Consider the following 23,200-nt stretch of genomic DNA (forward strand, 5'->3'; position numbering starts at 1 on the left):
TTTGTGGGCCAGTGTCGGGCCCGGTGGTTAAAACGGGTTTTGCAGTGCCGGCGCAACGCGGGCCAACTGCTCGCGGAAAGTCGCCATGATGTCTTCCAGCTGTTCCTGCGTGTCGCCCTCGAAACGGGCGGTCAGCGCCGCCTCGGTGTTGGAGGCGCGCAACAGACCCCAGCCGGCGTGGAAATCCACCCGCAGCCCGTCCAGGCTGGTCACCTTGCCAGCACCGAAATCGGCCTGTTCGGCCAGGCGCTTGATGACGGCGAATTTCTCCGATTCCGCCACCGGGATGCGCAGTTCCGGCGTGCTCACCGACCGCGGTAGTTGCTCCAGTAACTCGTCCAGGCTGGTGTCCTGGTTGGCGCAGAGCTCGGCGAGGCGGGCGGCCGCGTAGAGGCCGTCGTCGTGGCCGTACCAGCGCTCACCGAAGAAGATGTGACCGCTGAACTCGCCGCCCAGCAGGGCGCCTGTCTCGGCCATTTTCTCTTTCATGTAGGCGTGGCCGGTTTTCCACATCACCGGGCGGCCGCCCAGTTCGGTGATGAGTCGGGCCAGGTGGCGGCTGCATTTTACATCGAATATCACATCGGCGCCGGGGTTGCGGGCCACGACATCGGTCGCCAGCAGCATCAGCAGTTCGTCGGCGCGCACGATCTTCCCGCTGCCGGTCACCACTGCCACCCGGTCACCGTCGCCGTCGAAGGCAACGCCAAAGTCCGCGCCCCGGTCCTGCACCGCCTGCACCAGGTCGGCGAGGTTGCGCTCGTCACTGGTGTCCGGCGGGTGATTGGGAAAACGGCCGTCCAGCTCGCAGTGAAGGGGAACCACTTCGCAGTTGAGTTCGCGGAACAGGGCCGGCGCAATTTTCGCGGTGGCGCCATTGCCGGCGTCCACCACCAGCTTGAGAGGGGCCGGTATGGCCACGTCGCCGGCGATGCGCTCCAGATAAGCGGCACTGACATCCAGGTCGGTCAGCTTCCCCCGCTCGCCGCCCGGCTCCCCGCTCTGACCAGCCAGAATGCCCTGGCGCAACGCTTCGATACGGCCGGCGCCGATGGTTTTCCCCTCCATGACAATTTTCATGCCGTTGTCCCCGGCCGGGTTGTGGCTACCGGTCACCATGACCGCCGAGGGGATGTCCAGGTGATGAGTGGCGAAGTACACCATGGGGGTGGGGATAATGCCGATGTCGATGACCGCGAGGCCGCCGTCCAGCAGCGAGTTGATCAACTGGCCGCGAATACGGGGACTGGACAGGCGGCCATCGCTGGCGACGATCACCTGTGACTGCCCGCCCTCCTGCAGGGAGGCGGCGAGGGCGGTTGCGATACGCTGCACCAGGTCATCAGTCAGCTCGGTATCTGCATTGCCGCGTATATCGTAGGCGCGGAAGATGTGGCCCGGGAAGTGGTCGCCGGCGTCGAGGTCAAGGCCCAGTTCAAGCTCTCCGATGTCCTCGTCGATAAAATTGTTGTCCTGGTAGAGCAAGCTGCGCTCGGGCTCGTCGTGCTCGCCAGCGTCTATTGCGTGAGCGGGGTCTGCACTTTCTGCACGGGCTTTCCCGGCGGTGTGGGTCCTGCGCAGGTGAGAGCGTAAGCCGGCATTGTTGCGGGCTATCCACGCGGTAGCCGCCGCGCCCAACAGTCCACCGAGCAGCGCCACGGCGGCGACCAGGAGATAGGGGAAGCGATCTGGCTCGATAGCGGCGAGAAGTTCGGTACCGGGTGTGAACACTACCCGCCAGGGGGTTCCCTCTACCGTGGCGGTGCCGGCAAGCCCGGCAACTGAGTTCCCGGCATCGCCACTGGTGGCAATGCTGATCAGGTGGTCGTGACCGCGATTGTCGGTGAATTGCTGCTGCAAATCGTAGCGCCCGCCCTGGCCGCCGGTGGGTAGATACTGCATCACCGAATGGTTGGGGAAAGAGAGCAGGGCCACGGCCGGAATACCGGTAGTGCCCGGCAATTGCACCAACTGGGCGAGACTGGTCAGCCACAGCTCGCCGGCCTTGTAGGACTCCAGCGCCGGTGCTTCGCTGGCGCTGGCCCGGCGCAACAGGTCCACTTCGATATGGTTGCGCAGGCCCAGTGCGCTCAGGGAATAGTTGCTGGACTGCAGTTGCGGCAGCGGCAGCAGGCGCACGCCGCGCGACTCGGGGAAACTCTGCCGCAGTGTCTTCTCCAGCGCATCCAGGTCCGGCGCGGTCTCGCCGATACTCGGAGGCAGTGCGGTAACGGTGCCCGCCAGGCGTTGCTGGAACTGTTGCAGGCCCCGGCTCAGTTGGGCGGCCGCCTGCTCGGCCTGTAACTGACTCAGTTGCCCTGCCTGCCGGGCAATTTGCGCCGGCTGGTAGACCGTGAGCAGCCAGCCGAGGCCCGCTGCCAGCAGTAGTGCGGCGCAGAGGGCGCCGCCGACCAGTGGGCGCAACCCACCAGGCCTGGTGGCCGGCTCCGGATCCGTGGAGGCCTGTTGTTTGTTGCGGAACATTCCCTTCCCTAGTTGCTAATGGCCCAGCGCCCGGCGCCCCGTTTCACTGCGGCTGGCCGGCGTGTGTCGCAATCAGCTGGATGATCTGCCGGGCCAGGGTCTGCTTGCCGGCCCTGGCCAGGGCCTGTTCACCCTCGCGCCAGATCACCGTAACTTCGTTCTCGTCGCTGGCGAATCCGAGGCCTTCAGCAGCGACATCGTTGGCGACGATCATGTCGAGGTTCTTGCGGGCAAGTTTGTCGCGGGCATAGTTGAGCACGTCGCGGGTTTCTGCTGCAAAGCCCACCGTGAACGGCCGCGGCGACCCGGCCGCGACGGCGGCGACAATATCGGGGTTGCGCACCAGTGCGAGGCTGCTGTGCTCACCGCCTTTCTTTATTTTCTGATCCTGGATTTCCGCCGGCCGGTAGTCAGCCACGGCGGCGCAGGCGATGAAAATATCGCAACTGGCACTGCGTTCCTGGCAGGCTGCCAGCATGTCGCGGGCGCTGATCACGTCCACCCGCTCGACATGCTCTGGTGTGGCGAGGCCAACCGGGCCCGACACCAGGGTCGTCCTGGCGCCGGCTTCGACGGCGGCCCGCGCGAGGGCGTAGCCCATCTTGCCGGAGCTGTGATTGCTCAGGTAGCGCACCGGATCAAGGGCTTCGCGAGTCGGGCCGGCGGTAATCACCACCCGTTTGCCGGCCAGGGCAGTATTGGCGAACAGGGCGGCGGCGTGCTCGGCAATCAGGTTGGGCTCTTCCATGCGCCCCGGACCGACATCGCCACAGGCCTGTTCGCCGGCGGCGGGACCTACCAGATGCACGCCGCGCTGGCGCAGGGTATCGGCGTTGGCCAGGGTGGCCGGGTCGCGCCACATCTGCTGGTTCATGGCCGGGGCCAGCAGTATGGGGGCGGGCGTGGCCAGGGCCAGGGTGGTGAGCAGGTCGTCGGCGCGTCCGCCGGCCAGACGCGCCAACAGGTCGGCGGTGGCCGGAGCGATGAGCAGCAGGTCGGCCCAGCGCGCCAGCTCGATATGGCCCATGCCGAGTTCGGCTTCGCTGTCCAGCAGCTCGGAGTGCACCGGATTGCCGGACAGTGCCTGCAGGGTCAGCGGTGTGATGAATTCCTGTGCGCCACGGGTCATGACCACGCGCACGGTGGCGCCGAGTGTTTTCAGCTGTCGCACGAGCTCGGCAGATTTGTAGGCAGCGATACCGCCACTGACACCGAGAACGACATTGCGATTAAAAAGATGTGCCATTCACACTTCCGAGCTGGGACACTGGGCCTGGGAATCGGCAAGATACCACCCCGCTTCGCGGCTTGTCACCGCCGGACTCGGGAGTGGCGATTCCCCCTGCAATCAGCAGTGCCGGCGAGGCAGGGAGGCCCGATGGCAATCAGTGACTGGGGCGCGGGTGAGGGGCCGCGCGACAAATTACTGCAGCGCGGCGCGCAGGCGGTGAGCGACGCCGAGTTGCTGGCCGTGTTGTTGCGCACCGGACACCGGGGGAGCACTGCCCTCGATCTGGCGCGCGAGTTGCTGGGGCGCTTTGGCGGTATTCGCGGAGTGCTGGCGGCACCCGGTCAGCAAATGCTGGATTGCCCGGGCATGGGCGAAAGCAAGGTTGCCCAGCTGCAGGCCGCCCAGGAGCTGGCGCGGCGCCAGGTTCAGGAGGGGTTGGCCGAGGGGGATCTGATGGGCAACCCCCAGCAGACCCGTCTGTTTCTGAGTCATCACCTGGGCGGGCGGGAGCGCGAGGTGTTTACCTGCCTGTTTCTCGACAACCAGCACAGACTGCTGCGTTGCGAAGACCTGTTTTACGGTACACTGGACGGCGCTGCGGTCTATCCGCGGGAGGTGGCCGTTCGCGCTCTCCAGTACAGGGCGGCGGCGGTGATCCTGGCGCATAATCATCCCTCCGGTGTGGCGGAACCCAGCTCGGCCGACCGGCGTATCACCGAGCGCCTGCAGGATGCGCTGGGGCTACTGGATATCCGGGTGCTCGACCACATCATTGTCGGCCGGGGCCAGAGTTACTCTTTCGCTGAGCGGGGCCTGCTTTAGCGCAGGCGCTTGTTGCGCCTATATATAGAAGAAGGAAGGGTCGGTGTGTCGTGGAGGATGCTGGTCAATCTTTCGGCATTTCCCTTGCCTGGGCCGGGGTGTTCTGGTATAAAGTCGCGCTTCGCGCGGCTGGGTCTCATTTTTGACCCGGAAAGCCACACCAGTTTCTGATAATTCCCGGGTTTGTGGGAGAGGCAATCATGGCAAGAGTCTGTCAGGTCACCGGCAAGCGTCCGGTCACCGGTAACAACGTATCACACGCAAAAAACCGCACACGTCGTCGTTTTTTGCCCAATCTGCACCAGCACCGTTTCTGGGTTGAGTCCGAGAAGCGCTTTGTCACCCTGCGAGTTTCCAGCAAGGGCATGCGCATCATCGACAAAAAGGGTATCGAGACTGTTCTCGGCGATATCCGCGCCCGTGGTGAAAAGGTCTAATCGGCTTTACGCCAAGGGAGATTTCCGATGAGAGAAAAGATTCGTATGATTTCGTCAGCTGGTACTGGTCACTTCTATACCACTGACAAGAACAAGCGCACCACTCCAGACAAACTGGAAATGAAAAAGTTTGACCCGGTTGTGCGCAAGCATGTCATGTATAAAGAAGGCAAGATTAAGTAAGGTCTGCCTTCTTTAATCCCGCCAACGGCGGGTATGACGACCCCGAAAACCCCGGCTTGCCGGGGTTTTCCGCATCTGAGCCTCCCCCGGAGAATGCGTGCCTGAGTTGCCCGAAGTCGAAACCACCCGCCGCGGTGTAGCGCCTTACACCGAGGGCCGCATTGTGCGCGCCGTGGTGGTGAGAGAGGCGCGGTTGCGTTGGCCGGTGCCGGCGGATATTGGCCAACGCCTGGCTGGTCAGCGCATCCAGGGTATTGAGCGCCGCGCCAAGTACCTGCTGTTTCATAGCGCCCGGGGCAGCCTGCTGGTTCATCTCGGCATGTCAGGTTCGCTGCGGGTGTTGCCGGGTGGGGCGCCGCAGCCCGGGCGTCACGACCACGTGGATATCGTGCTGGAGGGGGGCGGTGTTCTGCGCTTCAATGACCCGCGCCGCTTCGGCTGCATCCTCTGGGTGGAACCGGGCGAGACCCATCCCCTGTTATCCCGGCTCGGCCCGGAACCGCTGTCGGAGGATTTTACCGGCGCACTTCTGATGCGGCGCTCCCGTGGTCGCAGGGGGCCGGTGAAGAGCTTCATCATGGACGGCCAGGTGGTGGTGGGCGTTGGTAATATTTACGCCAACGAGGCCCTCTATCTCTCCGGTATCCGCCCCGACCGGGCTGCCGGACGGATTTCTGCCCATCGTTACGACACCCTGGCAGAGAACATTAAGCAAGTGCTTACTTCGGCGATAGAGCAGGGCGGCACGACCCTCAGGGATTTTGTTGGCGGCGATGGCAAGCCCGGATATTTCGCCCAGCAGCTCTATGTGTACGGCCGCGCGGGCCAGCCCTGCAAGGGCTGCGGCGGGCTGTTGCGGGAGCAGCGCCTGGGCCAGCGCAGTAGCGTCTACTGCGTGACCTGTCAGCGCTGATCGGGCTACACTGGTTCGCCTCAGGGGAGCGGGCTTCGCCCGGGAGTGGAGAATGAAAATAACAGCAGTGACCCGTCGCCTGCCGACGGCGGTTTTGGTGGGTAGTCTGGCGTTGCCACAGATGCTGTGGGCGCAGGCAGCGGTAGATGAGAGTCCCAGTGCCGGCGCCATGGTCGGCGATTTGCTGGTGGCCCGGCCCATGGGGCTGGTGGCGACAGTGGGTGGCACGGCGGCTTTCCTGGTCAGCCTGCCCTTCACCCTGCTCGCCGGTCACGCCAGCGAGGCGGCCGAAACCCTGATGGTAGGGCCGGCTCGCACCACCTTCATGCGCTGCCTGGGTTGTACCGAGAACGGCTACACCAACAAAGACGTTGAGCGCTATCGGGAAATGCAGGGCGACGATTCCGGGGAGTAGGCTTCGCGCCCCTCACGCAGTCAGTCCGACTTGAAACGCTCCTGTAGAGCCGCCGCAACCACGGGCGGCACGAAGGGTGTGATATCCCCTCCCAGCGAAGCAATTTCCCGCACCAGCGAGGAAGAGATGTAGCTGAGATGTTCCGAGGGTGTGAGGAAGATGCTCTCGAACTCCGGGTTCATGGCCCGATTCATGTTGGCCAGCTGAAACTCGTATTCGAAATCCGCTACAGCGCGCAGCCCGCGCAGTACACAGCGGGCATTCTGCTCAAGCACGAAGTCGATCAGCAGGATGTTAAAGCCGACAACCTCGACGTTATCCAGGTGTGACAGGCAGTCCCTGGCCAGTTGCACCCGCTCCTCCAGCGTAAACAGCGGCTTCTTCTTCTCACTGTGGGCAATGGACACCACTACCCGGTTGAAGAGGCTCGAAGCGCGCTCGACCAGATCGACGTGGCCGTTGGTGATCGGGTCGAAGGTGCCGGGGTAAACGACGGAATGTTCTTTCATTTTCTTGTGCCGGTTAGCGCAGGAAAGCGGATGGTAAACACTCACCAGCGCCGCTGCAATTGAGGCCGCCCAGTGTTCAGGGCGTGTGGTAAAGGAGATAGCGGACATTGCCCGCTGTTTTGTCCCGGTGTAGATCCCAGCTGTCCGGTACGGCGGGCAGCATTTCCTGCCGTCCGCATTCCAGGTACACCATGGCCTCCGGCGCCAGGTGCCCGTCTGCCAGCAGGGTCAGTGCCGGCGCCGCCAGCCCGCGCTCAAAGGGCGGGTCGAGGAAGACAATGTCCCACGGCTCGCGGTTGCCATTGAGGAATTCCTCCGCGGTGCGGTTGTGGCAGGCGCCGCGATCTGCGGCGTCCAGGGTGTCCAGGTGCTTGCTGATCTGGCGCAGGTTGGCGCCGTTGGTGTCGACAAAGGCGCAGTGGGCCGCCCCGCGGGACAGGGCTTCGAGGCCCAGCGCGCCGCTGCCGCTGAACAGGTCCAGGCAGCGCGCGTCGCGAATCACCGGCGCCAGCCAGTTGAACAGGGTCTCGCGCACCCGGTCAGCGGTAGGGCGCAGGCCGTCGGCGGGCAGGAAGCTGAGCTTGCGGCCGCGCCAGTGGCCGCCAATGATGCGCAGCTGGGCTGTGCCGGATGTTGCCGTGTGGCGTGGCTTTGGGGGCGGCGACATTTCTCGCTCTTTCGCAGAGGTGGTAGGATACGCGTTTGCGCGGAGGTTCCGTCTGCGCACTCTACACCAGCACAGCAGATTATGAAGTTTTTCAGACGCAAGAAAGCTGCGGAAAAGCCGGCGGCTCCACCCGCCCCCGCGCCGGAAACACCGCAATCGGATCCTGCAACGGAGGCGGCCGCGGCCACCGAAGTCGTGCAGAGCGCTGTACCTGCGCCCGCAGCTCAGGAAGCCCAGGACGATCGGGCCGCCGCAGTGCCGGAGCCTGCCGCAGAGCCGGTGGCGTCACCGGTGCCCGCTGCATCCGCCACCGCACCCTCCGATGCCGAACCTCCGGCCACGGCGACAGAGCAGACCAAACCGGTTGGCAAGGAGAAGCCGGAGAAGGACGGCTTTTTCCGCCGCCTGCGGCGAGGCCTCGGTCGCACCAGCGACAACCTCGTTCAGGGGCTCGGCACCCTTTTCCTCGGTCGCAAGGAAATCGACGACGAACTGCTGGAGGAACTGGAGTCGCGCCTGCTGATGGCCGATGTCGGTGTGGAAGCCACGGTCGATATTATCGGCCGCCTCACCCAGCGCGTGTCGCGCAAGGAACTGACCCAGCCCTCCGCCCTGGAGCAGGCGCTGAAGGAAGAGCTGCAGGCCCTGCTGGAGCCCTGCGAAGTGCCCCTGGTGCCCGCCGGCCACAAACCCTACGTCATTCTTATGGTGGGCGTGAACGGGGTCGGCAAGACCACCACCATTGGCAAGCTGGCGCGGCGCTTCCAGTCAGAGGGGCGATCGGTGATGCTGGCTGCAGGTGACACATTCCGTGCCGCCGCCGTGGAACAGTTGCAAGTCTGGGGCGAGCGCAACAATGTGCCGGTGATTGCCCAGCACACCGGCGCCGACAGCGCCTCGGTGCTGTTCGATGCCCTGCAGGCCGCCCAGGCCCGGGGCACGGACGTGCTGATTGCCGATACCGCCGGCCGCCTGCACAACAAGGACCACCTGATGGAGGAGTTGCGCAAGGTGGTGCGGGTGATGGGCAAGCTGGACGCCGGAGCGCCCCACGAGGTGATGCTGGTCCTGGATGCCGGTACCGGCCAGAACGCCCTGTCCCAGGCCAGCCAGTTCCAGCAGGTGGTCGGTGTCACGGGTATCACCCTGACCAAGCTCGACGGCACCGCCAAGGGCGGGGTGATTTTCGCCATTGCCCGCAAACTCGGCCTGCCGATCCGCTTTATCGGTGTCGGCGAGGCGGTGGAAGACCTGCGACCCTTCGAGGCGGAACCGTTTATCCGCGCCCTGTTTGAGCGCGAAGAGGACAGCTGACGCATGATCCAGTTCGAGCGGGTCAGCAAGCGCTACGAGGAGGGCCACGACGCCCTGCGCGAAATCAGCCTCGAGATCGCCCGCGACGATCTGGTCTTTCTGACCGGACATTCAGGTGCCGGCAAATCCACCCTGCTGCGGCTGATCATGCTGATGGACCGGCCCACCCGGGGCAAGGTGCGGATCGACGGCCGCGACCTCGCCACGATCGGCTCCCGCGGCATTCCCGCTCACCGCCGCAACATCGGGGTGGTATTCCAGAATCACCAGCTGCTGTTTGATCGCAGCGTCTTCGACAATGTCGCGCTGCCGCTGGTGATCGCCGGTTACGACCAGCGCGAGATCGGCCGCCGGGTGCGCGCCGCCCTGGACAAGGTGGGCCTGCTGGCCCGGGAAAGGGCGCTGCCTATTACCCTGTCCGGAGGTGAACAGCAGCGCGTCGGTATCGCCCGCGCCGTGGTCGGGCGACCGCGCATCCTGCTGGCCGACGAACCCACCGGCAACCTGGACCCGGCCCTGTCGGCGGAAATCATGGCGCTGTTCGAGGCCTTCAACCAGGTGGGCGTGACGGTGCTGATCGCCAGCCACGACCTGGCGCTGATCTCGCGTCTGCAGCACCGCATTATTACCCTGCGTGACGGCCAGCTGGTGGGAGGTGCCGCCTGATGGCCGCCAACCCGGGCCAGCGCCGCGAGGGCGCCAGCGCCAGCCGCGCCCGCCTCGGTGATCGCTACCGGGCCTGGCGTGATCATCACAGCCTGTCGGCTGCGGACAGCCTGCGACGGGTGCTCGACAACCCCGCCTCCAGCATTCTGACCTGGCTGGTGATCGGCATCGCCATGGCACTTCCCGCGGCGCTTGGCATTGCGCTCGACAACGCCCGCGCGGTGAGCGGCAGCTGGGACAGTCCGGCGCAGATCTCCCTGTTCCTGAAAGCTGATATCGATGAACAGCAGGCGCAGGACCTGCGGCTGACACTGGCGGATCGCGGTGATGTGGGTAGCGCCCAGCTGGTGCCGCGGGATGCCGCGCTTGCGGAGTTTGCCGAACTCTCCGGCTTTGCCGATGTAGTGGCAAGCCTGGACGATAATCCCCTGCCGCACCTGGTACTGGTGGAGCCGGCATCCGGTGTTGACCCCGCGGTACTGCGGGAGGCGTTCGCCGCGCTGCCGGAAGTGGATCAGGCGGTGCTGGACATGGCCTGGGTGCAACGCCTGAACAACATCATGGAGCTGAGCCGGCGGCTGGTGCTGGCGCTGGGCGGGGTGCTGGTGCTGGGGGTGGTGCTGATCCTCGGCAATACTATCCGTCTGGCCATCGAAAGCCGCCGGGAAGAGATTGTTATCGTCAAACTGGTAGGGGGCAGCAATGCCTTTGTGCGCCGTCCCTTCCTCTATACCGGCCTGTGGTACGGCGTCGGCGGCGGTCTGTTTGCCGCCCTGCTGGTGCTGGTGGCGCTGTTATTCCTGGACGGGCCGGTCAGCCGACTGGCCAGCCTCTACCAGAGCGGCTTCGAGCTACAGGGCATTGGTCTGATCGGCAGCCTGCAGCTGATCCTGCTCGGTGGTCTGCTCGGGCTGGCGGGCGCCTGGTTGGCGGTTTCACGGCACCTGGGTGCCATCGAACCCCGCTGAAATGCCCCCTAAGTCACTGAAAATTAACAAATACTTCACAAAAATCCGATGTCGCGCCGGAACTTTGCCGCGATTAGCACTCTAATAGCATGAGTGCTAGACTTGGCACGCTTCACATGGAGAAACCTCAGATGAGCAATACCCTGAAGCCCGTCGACCAGATGGTGCCGGGCGCCAACCTTGCGGCCTACGTACAAGCCGTGAGCGCGATCCCGCTGCTGAGCGCAGAGCGGGAACGGGAATTGGCCGAGGATCTGTACTACAACGACAACCTCGAGGCCGCGCGCGAGCTGGTAATGTCGCACCTGCGTTTCGTGGTGCATATCGCCCGCAGTTACAACGGTTACGGTCTGTCCGAGGCGGACCTGATCCAGGAAGGCAACGTCGGCCTGATGAAGGCCGTCAAACGCTTCAATCCGGAAAAGGGCGTGCGCCTGGTGTCCTTTGCGGTGCACTGGATCAAGGCCGAGATGCACGAGTTCATCCTGCGCAACTGGCGCATCGTGAAAGTGGCCACCACCAAGGCCCAGCGCAAGCTGTTCTTCAACCTGCGCAGCGCCAAGAAGAGCCTGTCCTGGCTGACCGCCGAGGAAACCGAAGCGGTGGCCGCCGACCTCGGCGTGGACGTGACTGAAGTGCAGCGTATGGAAGGGCGTCTCAGCAGCCGCGATGTGGCTTTCGATTCGCCCATCGACAGCGACGATGACGACGCCTGGCAGTCGCCCCAGTACTATCTGGAAGACCAGCGCTACGATCCGGCGGTTGAGGTCGAAACCAGCCAGTATCAGGAGAACAGCGAAGCTGCCCTGCACAGCGCTTTGTCGGACCTGGATGAACGCAGTCGCGACATCCTCGCCCAGCGCTGGCTGGCGGAGGAAAAAGCGACCCTGCACGAACTGGCCGACAAGTACGGCGTGTCCGCCGAGCGCATTCGCCAGCTGGAGCAGAATGCGATGAAAAAGCTGCGCACGGCGATCGCCGCCTGACCCTGCCGCTTCAATACCTGTTACTACCCGAACCGGGGCGCTAAAGCGCCCCGGTTTGCGTTAGAATCCCTGCCCATGACTACACTCTTCCTGCCTCTCGGTGCGCTGGCTGCCATGCTCGGCGTTGTCTTTGGTGCCTTTGGTGCGCACGCCCTGCGTGGTCGGCTCGACGACTACGCCATGGGCGTGTTCGAAACGGCGGTGCAGTATCACTTCTATCACGCCCTTGCGCTGGTGGCGGTGGGCCTGCTGGCCCTGCACCAGCCCCAGACCACATTGCTGCGGCCCGCGGGCTGGCTGTTCCTGATCGGCCTTGTGCTGTTTTCCGGCAGTCTCTATGTGCTGGCATTGACCGGCACCAAATGGCTGGGCGCCATCACTCCGCTGGGCGGGCTGGCCTTTATCGCCGGCTGGGCCTGCCTGGCGGTGGCTGGTTGGAGGAGCCTGTCGTGAGCGATATCGCGGGCAGCGATTCCAGCGAGCGCCGCCACCGGCCTATTCGCAGCTACGTGTTGCGCACGGGGCGCATGACCGAAGCACAGAAACGCGCGTTCGATGCCGGCTGGGCACGCTGGGGGCTGGATTACTCGCCCGAAGCGCTGGACCTGGGGCGCGTTTTTGGGTCCTCAGGACCCTGTGTACTGGAAATCGGTTTTGGTATGGGCCACTCCCTGGCCACCATGGCGGCCGCCGCCCCTGGCACCAATTTCATCGGTGTGGAGGTGCACACGCCCGGGGTGGGGCGACTGCTGCATACCATTTCGGAACAGGGCATCGACAATATCCGGGTGTACTGCCACGACGCCGTGGAAGTGCTGCAGCATTGCATTCCGCAAAGCGCTCTCGACAGCGTACAGATTTTTTTCCCCGATCCCTGGCACAAGAAGCGCCATCACAAGCGACGCCTGATCCAGCCTGACTTTGTCGCCCTGCTGGTATCGCGTCTGAAACCCGGTGGGGTACTGCACCTGGCGACGGACTGGGAAAACTACGCCGAGCAGATGATGGAAGTGCTGTCCGCCAGCGAGTCCCTGGTCAATATCGCCGGAGAAGGCGCGTTTTCCCCGCGTCCCGGGCACCGGCCCCTCACCAAATTCGAGCAGCGCGGTGAGCGACTCGGTCACGGCGTGTGGGACCTGCTGTTTCGCAGGGTCTGACACAGTCCCGGCCGCGACCGGCTTCGCGGTTTAGTTGAAGAGTGGAATCTCCCCCCAGGCCAGTCCTTTTTCATCCTTGCCGGACAGCTGCGGGGTTGCGCCTGCCGGCAGCGGCCACTCCACGCCAACGGTGGGGTCATTCCAGGCCAGGGAGACCTCGCTGGCGGGATCGTAGAAATCCGTGCACTTGTACTGGAAGTCCGCCACCTCGGAGGTGACGTAGAAGCCGTGGGCAAAGCCCGCCGGTACCCACAACATGCGGTGGTTTTCCGCGGAAAGCTCCACCCCGTACCAGCGACCGAAAGTGGGGGATGACCGGCGCAGGTCCACCGCCACGTCGAACACTGAACCGGCCACTACCCGCACCAGTTTTCCCTGGGTGTGGGCCGTCTGGTAGTGCAGGCCGCGGAGGATACCGCGGGCCGATCGGCTGTGGTTGTCCTGCACAAAATCGGCGTCGATACCGAGTTCGCGGAAGGTGTTGGCGTTCCAGCTCTCCATGAAGAAGCCGCGTTCATCGCCGAACACCCTGGGGTGCAGCAGCAGGACGTCCTTCAGGGCGGTTTGCTCAACGTTCATCGAAAACCACTCCCTCTTCCCGCAGCAGGTGTTTCAGGTAGGTGCCGTAGCCGCTTTTCTCCAGCGGCGCGGCCAGCGCCAGCAACTGTTCCGCGCTGATATAGCCCATGCGGTAGGCCACTTCCTCGGGGCAGGCAATTTTCAGGCCCTGGCGCTCCTCCACCACGCGGATGTAATTGGCGGCGTCCAGCAGGGAGTTGTGGGTGCCGGTGTCGAGCCAGGCGGTGCCGCGGCTCATCACTTCCACCTGCAGGTCGCCGCGCTGCAGGTAGGCGCGGTTGACGTCGGTGATCTCCAGTTCGCCGCGGTGGGAGGGCTTGATGTTCCTGGCGATCTCCACCACGTCGTTGTCGTAGAAGTAGAGTCCGGTGACCGCGTAGTGGGACTTGGGTTTGGCGGGCTTTTCCTCGATGTCCAGGGCGGTGCCGTCCCGGTCGAAGCTGACCACGCCGTAGCGTTCCGGGTCGGTGACATAGTAGGCGAATACCGAGGCGCCACTGTCGCGCTGGGCGGCGGCGCGCAGGCTCTTGGTGAAGCCGCCGCCATAGAAGATATTGTCGCCCAGCACCAGGGCGCAGGGCGACGTGCCGATAAATGTCTCGCCGAGGATAAAGGCCTGGGCCAGGCCGTCGGGGCTGGGCTGGACCGTGTAGGAGATATTGATGCCCCACTGCTCGCCATTGCCCAGCAGATCGGCAAAGGCGCGCTGGTCACGCGGCGTGGTAATTACCAGGATATCGCGGATGCCCGCCAGCATCAGGGTGGCCAGGGGGTAGTAGATCATCGGCTTGTCGTAGACCGGCATCAGCTGCTTGCTGACCGTGCTGGTCAGGGGGTGGAGGCGGGTGCCGGAGCCGCCGGCGAGGATAATGCCTTTGTGGCGCGATTGGGTCATGGCTGAAGGTTCGCTGCAAAAAGTGGCTAATTATAGGTGGATTGCCGGCAAACTACGAAAAGTCGCCAAAGCGGTTTTCACTGTACGATCGTAAAGGGGCTGGCATTTTAAGTGGCCCTTGATAGAATCCAAGGGCTTCGAGGGGCTTTCGGGCACGTTCTGAGCTCCACGCAGGCACCGCTCGGTGTCCTGTGACCCACCCAGATGTGACGAGGACGCCCCCATCAGGCAGCTCGATACTATTTCTACAACGGACGCCGGCAGCGGTGGCCGAGACGCGGAGTCCGCGCCCGCGGAGGCAGCGCGCCCGGCTGTGCGCCCGCTGCGGATTGCCCTGCTGGGCTATCGTTCGGCGCCATTTGGTGGCGGCCAGGGGGTCTATCTCAAGTACCTGAGCAAGGCCCTGGTGGATGCCGGGCACCGGGTGGATGTGATTTCCGGCCCGCCCTATCCGCATCTCGACCCCCGTGTAAAGCTGATCCAGCTGCCGAGCCTGGACCTGTTCGAGAACGGCCTGGCGTCCCTGCGGCCACGACACCTCAACTCGATGGCCAACATCATCGAGTGGACCTCCAAGCTGACCGGTGGCTTTGCCGAACCCTATACCTTTGGTCGCAGGGCCGTGCGCTATCTGCGGCAGCACAGGGGCGACTATGACCTGGTGCACGACAACCAGAGTCTCAGTTACGGCATGCTGAAACTGCAGGCCATGGGCATCCCCCTGGTTACCACGGTGCACCACCCCATCACCAGCGATCTGCGCATCGCCCTGGGCGCCGCCAAAACGGCGTGGGAGCGGACCCTGATCCGGCGCTGGCACTCCTTCCTGCACATGCAGAAAAAAGTGGTGAAGCAGTTACACCATGTAGTGACCGTGTCGGACTGCTCGCGCCAGGATATCGCCCGTGACTTCGGCCTGCAGCCGGCCAGCATCGACCTGGTCTACAACGGCATCGACACCGACGAATTCCGCCCCCTGCCGGACATCCCGCGGCGCCCCCTGCGCCTGATGGCGACCGCCTCGGCGGATGCCCCCCTCAAGGGCCTGCGCTACCTGCTGCGGGCCTACGCCAGCCTGCTGACCCGCTATCCGCGGCTGGAACTGCTGCTGGTGGGCAAACCCCAACCGGGCGGCAAGACCGAGCGGCTGCTGCACCACCTCGGTATTGCCGACAAGGTGCAGTTTGTAAGCGGCATCACCACGCAGCAGATGGTGGCCTATTATGCCGAGGCGACCGTGGCGGTGGTGCCATCGGTTTACGAGGGCTTTGGCCTGCCTGCCGGAGAGGCCATGGCCTGCGCTGTGCCGGTGGTGTCGACCGACGGCGGGGCCCTGCCGGAGGTGGTGGGCGATGCCGGTGTTATCGTACCGGCAAAAAATGTCGAGGCCCTGGCCGCGGGTATCGCCGGCCTGCTGGAGGACCCCGAGCGCCGGGCCCGGCTCGGCGCCGCTGGCCGCCAGCGCATTCTGGAAAAATTCAGCTGGGAGGTCTGCGCCCGGGACATGAGCCGCTATTACCAACGGGTGCTCGATGCAAACAGTTGATTTTGATCACTTCGAGTTGCGCCCCGGCGACCGGGTGCTGGACCTCGGCTGCGGTGAAGGACGCCACGTCATCTCCGCCTACCTGGAGGGCCAGGTGCAGGCGGTAGGAGTAGATCTCGCACTCAGCGACCTTGTCACTACCCGGGAAAAGTTCGCGCCCTTTGCCCGCGCGGATGACCCGGCGCGAAGTTTTGGCCTGAGTTCCGCCACCGCCCTGGCGCTGCCCTTCGCGGACAATACCTTCGACAAGGTAATCTGCTCGGAAGTACTGGAGCACATCCCCGACTATCGCGCAGCCCTCGCCGAGATCGATCGGGTGTTGAAGCCCGGTGGACTGTTTTGCGCCAGTGTGCCGCGGCGCTGGCCGGAGAAAATCTGCTGGGCCCTGTCGCGGGAATACCACCAGGTACCCGGTGGCCACCTGCGTATTTTTCGCGCCGACAGGCTTTCCAGCGAAATCGAGGCCCTGGGCTTCTCCCGCTATCAGCGGCACTGGGCCCACGCCCTGCACGCGCCTTTCTGGTGGCTCAAGTGTCTGTTCTGGAACACCCAGGACAGCAACTGGCTGATTCGCCAGTATCACCGCCTGCTGGTGTGGGACCTGATGGAACGCCCGGCCCTTACCCGTACCCTGGAGCGCCTGCTCAACCCGCTGCTCGGCAAGAGCGTGGTCATGTACTACCGCAAGGAGGCTGTCGCGTGAGTGGTCTGTACCTGAGTCGGGGACTCTTCCCCCACGATTTTCTGCGGCCCACCGTGCAGTTCCTGCTGCGCGAGCAGTTGCCCAGCGGCGAAATTCCCTGGTTCAGCGGCGGCTATGCTGACCCCTGGGACCATGTGGAGGCCGCCATGGGGCTGTCCATTGCCGGCGAACTGGCGGCCGCCGAGCGGGCCTACTACTGGTTGCGCGAGAAACAGCTGGAGGACGGAAGCTGGTGGGCCGCCTACCGCGACGGCACAGCGGATAACACCGAGCGGCGCGAGACCAATTTCGTCGCCTACGTCGCCACCGGCGTCTGGCACCACTACTTGATCAGCCGCAGTGACACCTTCCTGGCCGCCATGTGGCCCTGCGTGGAAAAGGCCATTGGCTTTGTGCTGGCGCTGCAGTCTGAACACGGCGAGGTCGACTGGGCAGTGGACGAGGCGGGCCGGGCCAAGGGCGATGCCCTGGTGACGGGCTGCAGCTCGATCTACAAGAGCCTGGAGTGCGCCCACAATATTGCCGTCAGCCTGAACCGGGCGCGCCCCGACTGGCTGGCCGCCCGCGACGCCCTGGGCAATGCCCTGCGCCACAAGCCCGAGCGTTTCGACCGCACCTGGGAGAGCAAATCCCGCTACTCCATGGACTGGTTCTACCCGGTGCTGACCGGCGCCGTCCGCGGCAGCGAGGCCCGCGCCCGGCTGGCGGCGCGCTGGGACGAATTTGTGGAACCGGGCCTGGGTTGCCGCTGCGTGTGCGAGGAGCCCTGGGTGACGGTAGCGGAAAGCTGCGAGCTGGTGATGGCCCTGCTGGCCGCCGGCGATCACGCCCGGGCGGTGGAGGTCTACAGCTGGCTGCACCAGTGGCGGGAGCAGGACGGCGCCTACTGGACCGGTTACCAGATGGTGGAGGACCTGCTGTGGCCGGATGAGAAACCCACCTGGACCGCCGGCGCCATCCTGCTGGCGGCGGATGCCCTCACCGGCCACACCGCTGCCTCGCGGCTGTTTACCTCGATTGAGCTGCTGCCGGCCCTGGCCGGAGTCGAAGCCGAGCCTCGCCGCCGCAAGGCGGACTGAAACCGATTCGCCCCGCTGCGGCCGCCTTTACAGGCGCCGCAGTATCCCCAGGGTATTGACCCGCTCAACTTCTGCGAACAGCCCCGAGGCCAGCGCCATCTGGTAGATTGCCCAGGGTGCCTGGCCCCCTTCGTAAGGATCCGGGAACAAATCGTGAACCGCCAGAATGCCCCCCTGCACCAGATGGCAGCTCCAGCAGCGATAGTCGAGCAGGGCCGCATCCAGGCTGTGGCCACCGTCGATAAACACCATGCCGAGTGGCGTGCGCCAGTGCCGCGCCACCACGTCGGAACTGCTGACCAGCGGTACCACCGTGTCGTCCAGGCCAGCCGTGCGGATATTGCGGCGAAACTCGCGGAAGGTATCCACCAGCGCTTCCCCACTGTCATAGAGATCCGGGTCGTGGAACATCTCGCCGGCCTGGTGTTCCTCGGACCCGCGGTGGTGATCCAGGGCGTAGACGGTGCCGCCGTCGCGGCAGGCCAGGCCCAGGTAGAGGGTGGACTTGCCGCAGTAGCTGCCGACTTCGAGTACCGGTCCCAGCGCGCGCGCGGCCTGAGCGTGGCGGTACAGCGCAGCCCCTTCATCCGCGGCCAGAAAGCCCTTGATTTGCTCGATGTTGGCGGGAAGGTCGGGGATCATGGGCGGTCTCGTGGCGGGCAAAGCCCGACACGTTAGCGCCTTTGTCCTGGAGCGGCAAGCGGCCGGGAGGCGGCGGCGCCCGTGCTATCATGCGCGGCAATGTTGGCTGCGACTCCCGGGTCGCCAAGCAAGGATTGTCACCATGAAACTGACCATGCCCCGCTTCGACCAGGCTCGCGTACTGGTGCTGGGGGATATCATGCTCGACCGTTACTGGGCGGGCCCCACCTCGCGTATATCCCCCGAGGCACCGGTGCCGGTGGTCAGGGTGGAGCAGATCACGGACCGCCCCGGCGGCGCCGGTAACGTGGCGCTGAATATCGCGGCTCTCGGCACCGGCGCCACCCTCGGCGGCTACACCGGTCGCGACGAGATGGCCGACACCCTGCAGGCCATGCTGGAAGGGGCCGGGGTCAAATGTGTTTTCGAGCGCCTCGACGACATGCCCACAATCACCAAGCTGCGGGTGATCAGTCGCCAGCAGCAGCTGATTCGTCTCGACTTTGAAGCGAGTGAGTTTTGCGCTCCCGGCCACAGCCTGGAACAGCACTGGTCCAGCCTGTTAGAGGGTTGTGGCGCGCTGGTGCTGTCCGACTACGCCAAGGGTGCGCTGGTCGACCCGCAGCCGCTGATCGGTGCGGCGAAGGCGGTCGGGGTGCCGGTGCTGGTGGATCCGAAGGGCACCGACTTCAGCCGTTACCGCGGCGCCACCCTGCTGACCCCCAACCTGCACGAGTTCGAGGCAGTTGCCGGGCGCTGCCGCAGCGAGCAGGACCTGGTGGCGGCGGGGGAAAAGCTGATGACCGAGCTGGACCTTGCGGGCCTGCTGATCACCCGCGGTGAACACGGCATGACCCTGTTGCGCCCCGGCGTCGAGGAGCTGCACCTGCCGGCCCGGGCCCGGGAGGTGTTCGATGTGACCGGTGCCGGGGATACGGTGATCGCCGTACTGGCGGCCTCCCTTGCCGGCGGTGCGCCGTTGCCGGATGCGGTGGCCCTGGCCAATATCGCCGCCAGCATCGTGGTTGGCAAACTGGGCACCGCCGCCGTGAGCGCTCCCGAGCTGCGCCGGGCGGTGCAGTCGGAGACCGGCTCCGAGCGCGGCGCCCTGAGCCTGGACCAGCTGGCCGTGGTTGTCGCCGACGCCCGCGCCCAGGGCGAGAAAGTGGTCTTCACCAACGGCTGTTTCGACATCATCCACGCCGGCCATGTCAGCTATCTCGAGCAGGCGCGCAAGCTGGGTGACCGCCTGATTGTGGCGGTCAACAGCGATGCCTCGGTGCGCCGCCTCAAGGGCAGCGGCCGTCCCATCAACCCCCAGGATCGGCGCATGGCAGTCCTGGCCGGGCTGGAGGCGGTGGACTGGGTGGTCTGTTTCGACGACGACACGCCGGTCTCCCTGCTGGACGTTCTCAAGCCGGATGTACTGGTAAAAGGCGGCGACTACGACAAGGCGGGCGTAGTCGGCTGGGAGGTCGTCGAAGGCTACGGCGGCGAGGTCCAGGTGCTGGGCTTCGTCGACAATGTCTCTACCACGGCAATCGTGGAGCGCATCCAGCGCAACCAGGGGCAGGACCCGTCGCAGTAAGCGCCCGCGCTGCGGCTACGCGTCTTTCATCGCCGCGCGTGCCGCAGCCACATTGGCCGCCAGGTGGCTCGGGGTGATGGTGCCGATAATGGCGGCGCTGCTGCCCGGGTGGCCGAAGATCAGGTCCATGCTGGCCCGCACCGGATCATCCACAGTGCTGCTCAGGTGTCCGCTGGCCAGGGCTTTCTTGATCAGCGCGCCCCTGCCCAGGCGCGCACATTCCGCCAGCACCGCTTCTTCATCCCGGTAGTCCAGGTTGTAGGTCAGCATGACGCAGTCGCTCTGCTGCGCCGCCGCGATGCCGCCGGTCACCGTTTTGGTGGACATGCCAAAGGCGCGGATCAAGCCCTGCTTTTTCAGGTCCGCCAGCGCCTGCAGGGTGCCGAAGTTCTCGATGATCTGCAGGTCGTTGCCGTCGGAGTGCACCAGTACCAGATCGATGACCTCACAGCGCAGACGCGACAGGCTGCGCTGCACAGAGAAGTGCACGTGCTCCGGGCTGAAATCGAAGCGAGACTGGCCGCCCTCAAACTCCTCTCCCACCTTGGAGCAGATCAGCCAGTCCTTGCGCTGCCCCTCTAACAGTGGCCCCAGTCGCTCTTCGCTGCGCCCGTAGGCCGGGGCGGTGTCGATCAGGTTGATGCCGAGATCGCGCGCCTGGTTGAGCAGGGCGCGGGCCGCGCGGTCGTCGGGGATGACAAAACCCCCGGGGTATTTCACGCCCTGGTCGCGGCCCAGTTTCACCGTCCCCAGGCCCAGTGCACTCACCGCCAGGCCGGTGCTGCCCAGCGGCCGCAACCAGCTCATTTGAAGGCCTCATCCCAGCAGGGGGTGGCAATATCGGGGCGGCCCAGTCCCGCCAGCGCGGACAGATCAGTGGCAGGGCCGGGTTGCAGGCCCTGTTCCTGCAGGCTGGTCTCCACGGAGGTCGCCAAATCCGGGCTCAGGGTCAGTTTGGTGGGCCAGCCCACCAGCGCGTTGTCCACGCCTTCCACCGCGCCCAGGTAGGCGGCATCGGGCTTCAGCAGTCGCGACTGGCGTGGTTCTGCCCGGTCCAGGCGGATGGTGGCCCACTCGCTGCGCCCCAGGTCCAGCCAGGGCATCAGCTGGCGCAGTTCACTCTGCGCCTTGTGAATCAGTTCCTGGGGTTCGGCGTCGGTATTTTCGGTGGCCAGATCCCCGCCCAGGTACCAGACCGGCTCTTCGCTGGCGGTGCGGTGGCTGGAAATGGTCAGCCGCGGCGACGGGTTGCTGCCGCTGCAGTGGGCGAAAAAGGGCTCCCGGTACTGGTGTTTGACCAACACCTGCTGCAGGGGTCGGCGCTGCATGGCGGGGGCGGTGGCGCCGAGGCGACGGATCAGGTCCTCGTTGCCGGCCCCTGCGGTCAGCAGCAACTGGCGTGGCCGCAGGGTACAGTGCTGCCAGCGCAGCTCCGCGCGGCGGTTTTCACAAACCAGTTGGCAGGTATCCCAGTCGATACGGAATATGCTGTCGCGGTAGCGGTCGGCAAGCGTGTGCAGCAGGGACGGCACATCCAGCACCAGGTCCACAAGCCGGTACACCTGGCCCTGGAAAGCACTCGATCGCAGCGGTGCCGGGTAGTCCCGGCGGGCGAGCTTTTCCACGCGTCCGCGCAGCATTTTGCTGGCGAAGAAGGAGCTGACCCGCGAGCCGAGTCCGCCGCTGGACCACAGGTAGAAGTCCTCGCTCAGCACCTGGCAGCCGCGCAGGTCCACCGGGCCGTTTCCACTCAGGCAGCTGCGCCACAGGTCCGGCATGCTGGCGATGGCCTCGGAACCGGCGTTCAGGGCACCGCCCAGCGCGTATTTGATACCGCCGTGGATCATGCCCTGGGAGGCGATTGTCTGCCGGGAACCCAGCGCCTCCTGCTCAAACAGCACGGCGTTGTAGCCCCGCTGACGCAGGTGATTGAGAGTCCACAGTCCGGCGATTCCACCGCCGATAATTGCAACGTCTACCTGTAGCGTGGTCGCGCTCATAAAGCCATCCGCGAGAATGAGGCGCCAGTATACCTTCTGGCGAGCCGGCATGCGGCCCCGCGATGGTGGGGCGCTGTACTGGCGAGGGCTACGGGTGGCGGGTATCCTGCCACTGGCCAACACCGCCACCGGAGCCACGATGCGCCTGCTCTACAGTCTGCTGTTTTACTGCCTGATGCCTTTTGTGCTGCTGCGCATGTTGTGGCGTTCGCGCCTGGCGCCGGCCTACCGCCGCCGCTGGGCTGAGCGTCTCGGCTTTTTCACTGCCCCGGCAGATGTCCGGCCGCTCATCTGGGTACATGCGGTATCGGTAGGCGAGACCCTCGCGGCGGCGCCGGTGATCGAGGCACTGTTGCAGCGCTATCCCGGCCACCAGCTCGCGGTCACCACCACCACACCCACGGGATCAGAGCGGGTAATGGCCCTGTTCGGTGAGCGCGTATTTCACGTCTATGCGCCCTGGGATCTTCCCGGCGCGGTGCGGCGTTTCGTTCGACGCCTGCAGCCGCAGCTGCTGCTGATCATGGAAACCGAGCTGTGGCCCAATATGCTTCACTACAGCGCGGCCGCCGGTTGCCGCGTAGTGCTGGCCAATGCCCGCCTGTCGGCGCGGTCCGCCAAAGGCTACGCCCGCCTGGGTGGGCTGACCAGGAAGATGCTGGGCCAGCTGGACTGCGTGGCCTGCCAGGCCCGCGCTGACGGTGAGCGTTTTGTCGAGCTCGGCCTGCCGCGAGAGCGTCTGCATTTGACCGGCAGTATCAAGTTCGACCTTGAACTGGGTGAATCGCTGCGCCGGGAGGCGGCGAAGCTGCGCGGCGACCTGGCCTGTGAGCAGCGTCCGGTGCTGGTGGCGGCCAGTACGCACCCGGGTGAAGACGAACAGATTCTGGATGCCTTCAGCGCCCTGCGTGAGCAGTACCCGGCGTTGCTACTGGTGCTGGTGCCGCGTCACCCTGAGCGCTTCGACAGTGTGGCGGCGTTGTGCGAGGCGCGGGGCTGGCGGGTGCTGCGCCGCTCGGCCGGGCGAGCCCCGGCGCCGGCAGACGACATCCTGCTGGGCGATACCATGGGCGAGTTGCTGCTGCTGCTGAGTGCGGCGCGGGTGGCGATTATCGGCGGCAGCCTGATCGAGCACGGCGGGCACAATGTGCTGGAAGCGGCGGCCTGGGGCGCTCCGGTGGTCACCGGGCCGTGGATGTTCAATTTCGAGGAGATCAGCCGCCTGCTGGTGGCGGAAGGGGGCATGATCCGCCTAGAACAGCCGCAGCAACTGGCGGCAACGCTACTGCAATTGCTGGACGACGAGCCCCGCTGTCAGCGCATGGGGGCGGCGGGTCTGAAGGTGGTGTCCGAGAACGGCGGCGCCCGGGAGCGCCTGCTGCATCTGGTGGCGGAACAGTTGCCGCCGCCCTGAGG

Annotated in this window: 25 protein-coding genes; 16 read left to right on the top strand and 9 right to left on the bottom strand. The window is 65.2% G+C overall.

Annotation, left to right across the window (positions count from 1 at the left end; all coding sequences use genetic code 11):
- Window positions 1-27: 27 nt before the first annotated feature.
- Both FVW59_RS08360 and coaBC read right to left on the bottom strand, forming a co-directional pair.
- Complete coding sequence (locus tag FVW59_RS08360) at window positions 28-2,484, bottom strand: phosphomannomutase/phosphoglucomutase (RefSeq protein WP_148063797.1); 2,457 nt, start codon at window positions 2,482-2,484, stop codon at window positions 28-30.
- A 43-nt stretch (window positions 2,485-2,527) separates the two neighbouring features.
- Window positions 2,528-3,730 carry a bifunctional phosphopantothenoylcysteine decarboxylase/phosphopantothenate--cysteine ligase CoaBC gene (coaBC, locus tag FVW59_RS08365; RefSeq protein ID WP_148063798.1) on the bottom strand — a complete coding sequence of 401 codons (1,203 nt, stop codon included), beginning with the start codon at window positions 3,728-3,730 and terminating at the stop codon, window positions 2,528-2,530.
- A gap of 132 nt (window positions 3,731-3,862) precedes the next feature.
- Here coaBC and radC point away from each other — a divergent pair, with 132 nt between their 5' ends.
- From radC to FVW59_RS08390, 5 genes are all read left to right on the top strand, one after another.
- Window positions 3,863-4,537: a RadC family protein gene (gene radC / locus FVW59_RS08370; RefSeq protein ID WP_148063799.1), complete on the top strand. Its 675-nt coding sequence runs from the start codon at window positions 3,863-3,865 to the stop codon at window positions 4,535-4,537.
- A gap of 200 nt (window positions 4,538-4,737) precedes the next feature.
- Window positions 4,738-4,974: a 50S ribosomal protein L28 gene (rpmB, locus tag FVW59_RS08375; protein WP_148063800.1), complete on the top strand. Its 237-nt coding sequence runs from the start codon at window positions 4,738-4,740 to the stop codon at window positions 4,972-4,974.
- Window positions 4,975-5,001: 27 nt separating this feature from the next.
- Window positions 5,002-5,157, top strand: a complete 156-nt coding sequence (rpmG, locus tag FVW59_RS08380; protein WP_009576369.1) for a 50S ribosomal protein L33 — start codon at window positions 5,002-5,004, stop codon at window positions 5,155-5,157.
- A gap of 97 nt (window positions 5,158-5,254) precedes the next feature.
- Window positions 5,255-6,070, top strand: coding sequence for a bifunctional DNA-formamidopyrimidine glycosylase/DNA-(apurinic or apyrimidinic site) lyase (gene mutM / locus FVW59_RS08385; RefSeq protein WP_148063801.1), 816 nt, complete (start codon window positions 5,255-5,257; stop codon window positions 6,068-6,070).
- Between the two features lie 52 nt (window positions 6,071-6,122).
- Window positions 6,123-6,485, top strand: coding sequence for a hypothetical protein (locus FVW59_RS08390; protein ID WP_148063802.1), 363 nt, complete (start codon window positions 6,123-6,125; stop codon window positions 6,483-6,485).
- A gap of 20 nt (window positions 6,486-6,505) precedes the next feature.
- Here the strand turns inward: FVW59_RS08390 and coaD are convergent, their stop codons facing one another.
- Window positions 6,506-6,994, bottom strand: coding sequence for a pantetheine-phosphate adenylyltransferase (coaD, locus tag FVW59_RS08395; RefSeq protein ID WP_148063803.1), 489 nt, complete (start codon window positions 6,992-6,994; stop codon window positions 6,506-6,508).
- 76 nt (window positions 6,995-7,070) lie between these two features.
- Complete coding sequence (gene rsmD / locus FVW59_RS08400; protein ID WP_148063804.1) at window positions 7,071-7,661, bottom strand: 16S rRNA (guanine(966)-N(2))-methyltransferase RsmD; 591 nt, start codon at window positions 7,659-7,661, stop codon at window positions 7,071-7,073.
- A gap of 81 nt (window positions 7,662-7,742) precedes the next feature.
- On the opposite strand from rsmD, the gene ftsY reads away from it, so the two are divergent.
- The 6 genes from ftsY (at window position 7,743) to trmB (ending at window position 12,752) form a co-directional block, all read left to right on the top strand.
- The gene (gene ftsY, locus FVW59_RS08405) at window positions 7,743-8,975 is read left to right on the top strand and encodes a signal recognition particle-docking protein FtsY (RefSeq protein ID WP_148063805.1); all 1,233 of its coding nucleotides are present in this window, start codon (window positions 7,743-7,745) and stop codon (window positions 8,973-8,975) included.
- A gap of 3 nt (window positions 8,976-8,978) precedes the next feature.
- The gene (gene ftsE, locus FVW59_RS08410; protein ID WP_148063806.1) at window positions 8,979-9,641 is read left to right on the top strand and encodes a cell division ATP-binding protein FtsE; all 663 of its coding nucleotides are present in this window, start codon (window positions 8,979-8,981) and stop codon (window positions 9,639-9,641) included.
- Window positions 9,641-10,609 carry a permease-like cell division protein FtsX gene (ftsX, locus tag FVW59_RS08415; RefSeq protein ID WP_148063807.1) on the top strand — a complete coding sequence of 323 codons (969 nt, stop codon included), beginning with the start codon at window positions 9,641-9,643 and terminating at the stop codon, window positions 10,607-10,609. The genes ftsE and ftsX overlap by 1 nt, the downstream gene beginning before the upstream one ends.
- Before the next feature lie 131 nt (window positions 10,610-10,740).
- Window positions 10,741-11,595, top strand: coding sequence for an RNA polymerase sigma factor RpoH (rpoH, locus tag FVW59_RS08420; RefSeq protein WP_148063808.1), 855 nt, complete (start codon window positions 10,741-10,743; stop codon window positions 11,593-11,595).
- A 75-nt stretch (window positions 11,596-11,670) separates the two neighbouring features.
- On the top strand, window positions 11,671-12,048 hold the full coding sequence (locus tag FVW59_RS08425) for a DUF423 domain-containing protein (protein ID WP_148063809.1): 378 nt from the start codon (window positions 11,671-11,673) through the stop codon (window positions 12,046-12,048).
- Entirely contained in the window at window positions 12,045-12,752 is a 708-nt protein-coding gene (gene trmB / locus FVW59_RS08430) for a tRNA (guanosine(46)-N7)-methyltransferase TrmB (RefSeq protein WP_342779694.1), read from the top strand. The genes FVW59_RS08425 and trmB overlap by 4 nt, the downstream gene beginning before the upstream one ends.
- Window positions 12,753-12,782: 30 nt before the next feature.
- Here trmB and rfbC read toward each other — a convergent pair whose 3' ends face one another.
- Together rfbC and rfbA are read right to left on the bottom strand one after the other, a co-directional pair.
- Window positions 12,783-13,331, bottom strand: a complete 549-nt coding sequence (gene rfbC, locus FVW59_RS08435) for a dTDP-4-dehydrorhamnose 3,5-epimerase (protein ID WP_148063811.1) — start codon at window positions 13,329-13,331, stop codon at window positions 12,783-12,785.
- Complete coding sequence (gene rfbA / locus FVW59_RS08440) at window positions 13,321-14,226, bottom strand: glucose-1-phosphate thymidylyltransferase RfbA (RefSeq protein ID WP_148063812.1); 906 nt, start codon at window positions 14,224-14,226, stop codon at window positions 13,321-13,323. Before rfbA ends, rfbC begins: the two co-directional genes overlap by 11 nt.
- Window positions 14,227-14,539: 313 nt before the next feature.
- Here rfbA and FVW59_RS08445 point away from each other — a divergent pair, with 313 nt between their 5' ends.
- From FVW59_RS08445 to FVW59_RS08455, 3 genes are read left to right on the top strand one after another with little or no spacing between them, the layout of a single operon-like run.
- The gene (locus tag FVW59_RS08445; protein WP_246139679.1) at window positions 14,540-15,772 is read left to right on the top strand and encodes a glycosyltransferase family 4 protein; all 1,233 of its coding nucleotides are present in this window, start codon (window positions 14,540-14,542) and stop codon (window positions 15,770-15,772) included.
- The gene (locus tag FVW59_RS08450) at window positions 15,759-16,475 is read left to right on the top strand and encodes a class I SAM-dependent methyltransferase (RefSeq protein WP_148063813.1); all 717 of its coding nucleotides are present in this window, start codon (window positions 15,759-15,761) and stop codon (window positions 16,473-16,475) included. Before FVW59_RS08445 ends, FVW59_RS08450 begins: the two co-directional genes overlap by 14 nt.
- Complete coding sequence (locus FVW59_RS08455) at window positions 16,472-17,554, top strand: prenyltransferase/squalene oxidase repeat-containing protein (protein ID WP_148063814.1); 1,083 nt, start codon at window positions 16,472-16,474, stop codon at window positions 17,552-17,554. Before FVW59_RS08450 ends, FVW59_RS08455 begins: the two co-directional genes overlap by 4 nt.
- Window positions 17,555-17,581: 27 nt before the next feature.
- On the opposite strand, the gene FVW59_RS08460 is transcribed toward FVW59_RS08455, so the two are convergent.
- Window positions 17,582-18,196 carry a class I SAM-dependent methyltransferase gene (locus tag FVW59_RS08460; RefSeq protein WP_148063815.1) on the bottom strand — a complete coding sequence of 205 codons (615 nt, stop codon included), beginning with the start codon at window positions 18,194-18,196 and terminating at the stop codon, window positions 17,582-17,584.
- Between the two features lie 142 nt (window positions 18,197-18,338).
- Between FVW59_RS08460 and hldE the strand changes: the two genes are divergently transcribed.
- Window positions 18,339-19,784 (top strand): bifunctional D-glycero-beta-D-manno-heptose-7-phosphate kinase/D-glycero-beta-D-manno-heptose 1-phosphate adenylyltransferase HldE, encoded by a 1,446-nt coding sequence (gene hldE / locus FVW59_RS08465; RefSeq protein ID WP_148063816.1) that lies wholly within the window; start codon window positions 18,339-18,341, stop codon window positions 19,782-19,784.
- A 15-nt stretch (window positions 19,785-19,799) separates the two neighbouring features.
- On the opposite strand, the gene FVW59_RS08470 is transcribed toward hldE, so the two are convergent.
- Together FVW59_RS08470 and FVW59_RS08475 are read right to left on the bottom strand one after the other, a co-directional pair.
- The gene (locus tag FVW59_RS08470) at window positions 19,800-20,591 is read right to left on the bottom strand and encodes an aldo/keto reductase (protein WP_148063817.1); all 792 of its coding nucleotides are present in this window, start codon (window positions 20,589-20,591) and stop codon (window positions 19,800-19,802) included.
- Window positions 20,588-21,784: an FAD-dependent oxidoreductase gene (locus FVW59_RS08475; protein WP_148063818.1), complete on the bottom strand. Its 1,197-nt coding sequence runs from the start codon at window positions 21,782-21,784 to the stop codon at window positions 20,588-20,590. The genes FVW59_RS08470 and FVW59_RS08475 overlap by 4 nt, the downstream gene beginning before the upstream one ends.
- Window positions 21,785-21,833: 49 nt before the next feature.
- Here FVW59_RS08475 and waaA point away from each other — a divergent pair, with 49 nt between their 5' ends.
- Window positions 21,834-23,198 carry a lipid IV(A) 3-deoxy-D-manno-octulosonic acid transferase gene (gene waaA / locus FVW59_RS08480; RefSeq protein ID WP_342779695.1) on the top strand — a complete coding sequence of 455 codons (1,365 nt, stop codon included), beginning with the start codon at window positions 21,834-21,836 and terminating at the stop codon, window positions 23,196-23,198.
- The last annotated feature ends 2 nt before the right edge of the window (window positions 23,199-23,200 follow it).

This window comes from Parahaliea aestuarii, assembly GCF_008064635.1.
In the GTDB taxonomy this organism is placed as follows: Bacteria; Pseudomonadota; Gammaproteobacteria; order Pseudomonadales; family Halieaceae; genus Parahaliea; species Parahaliea aestuarii.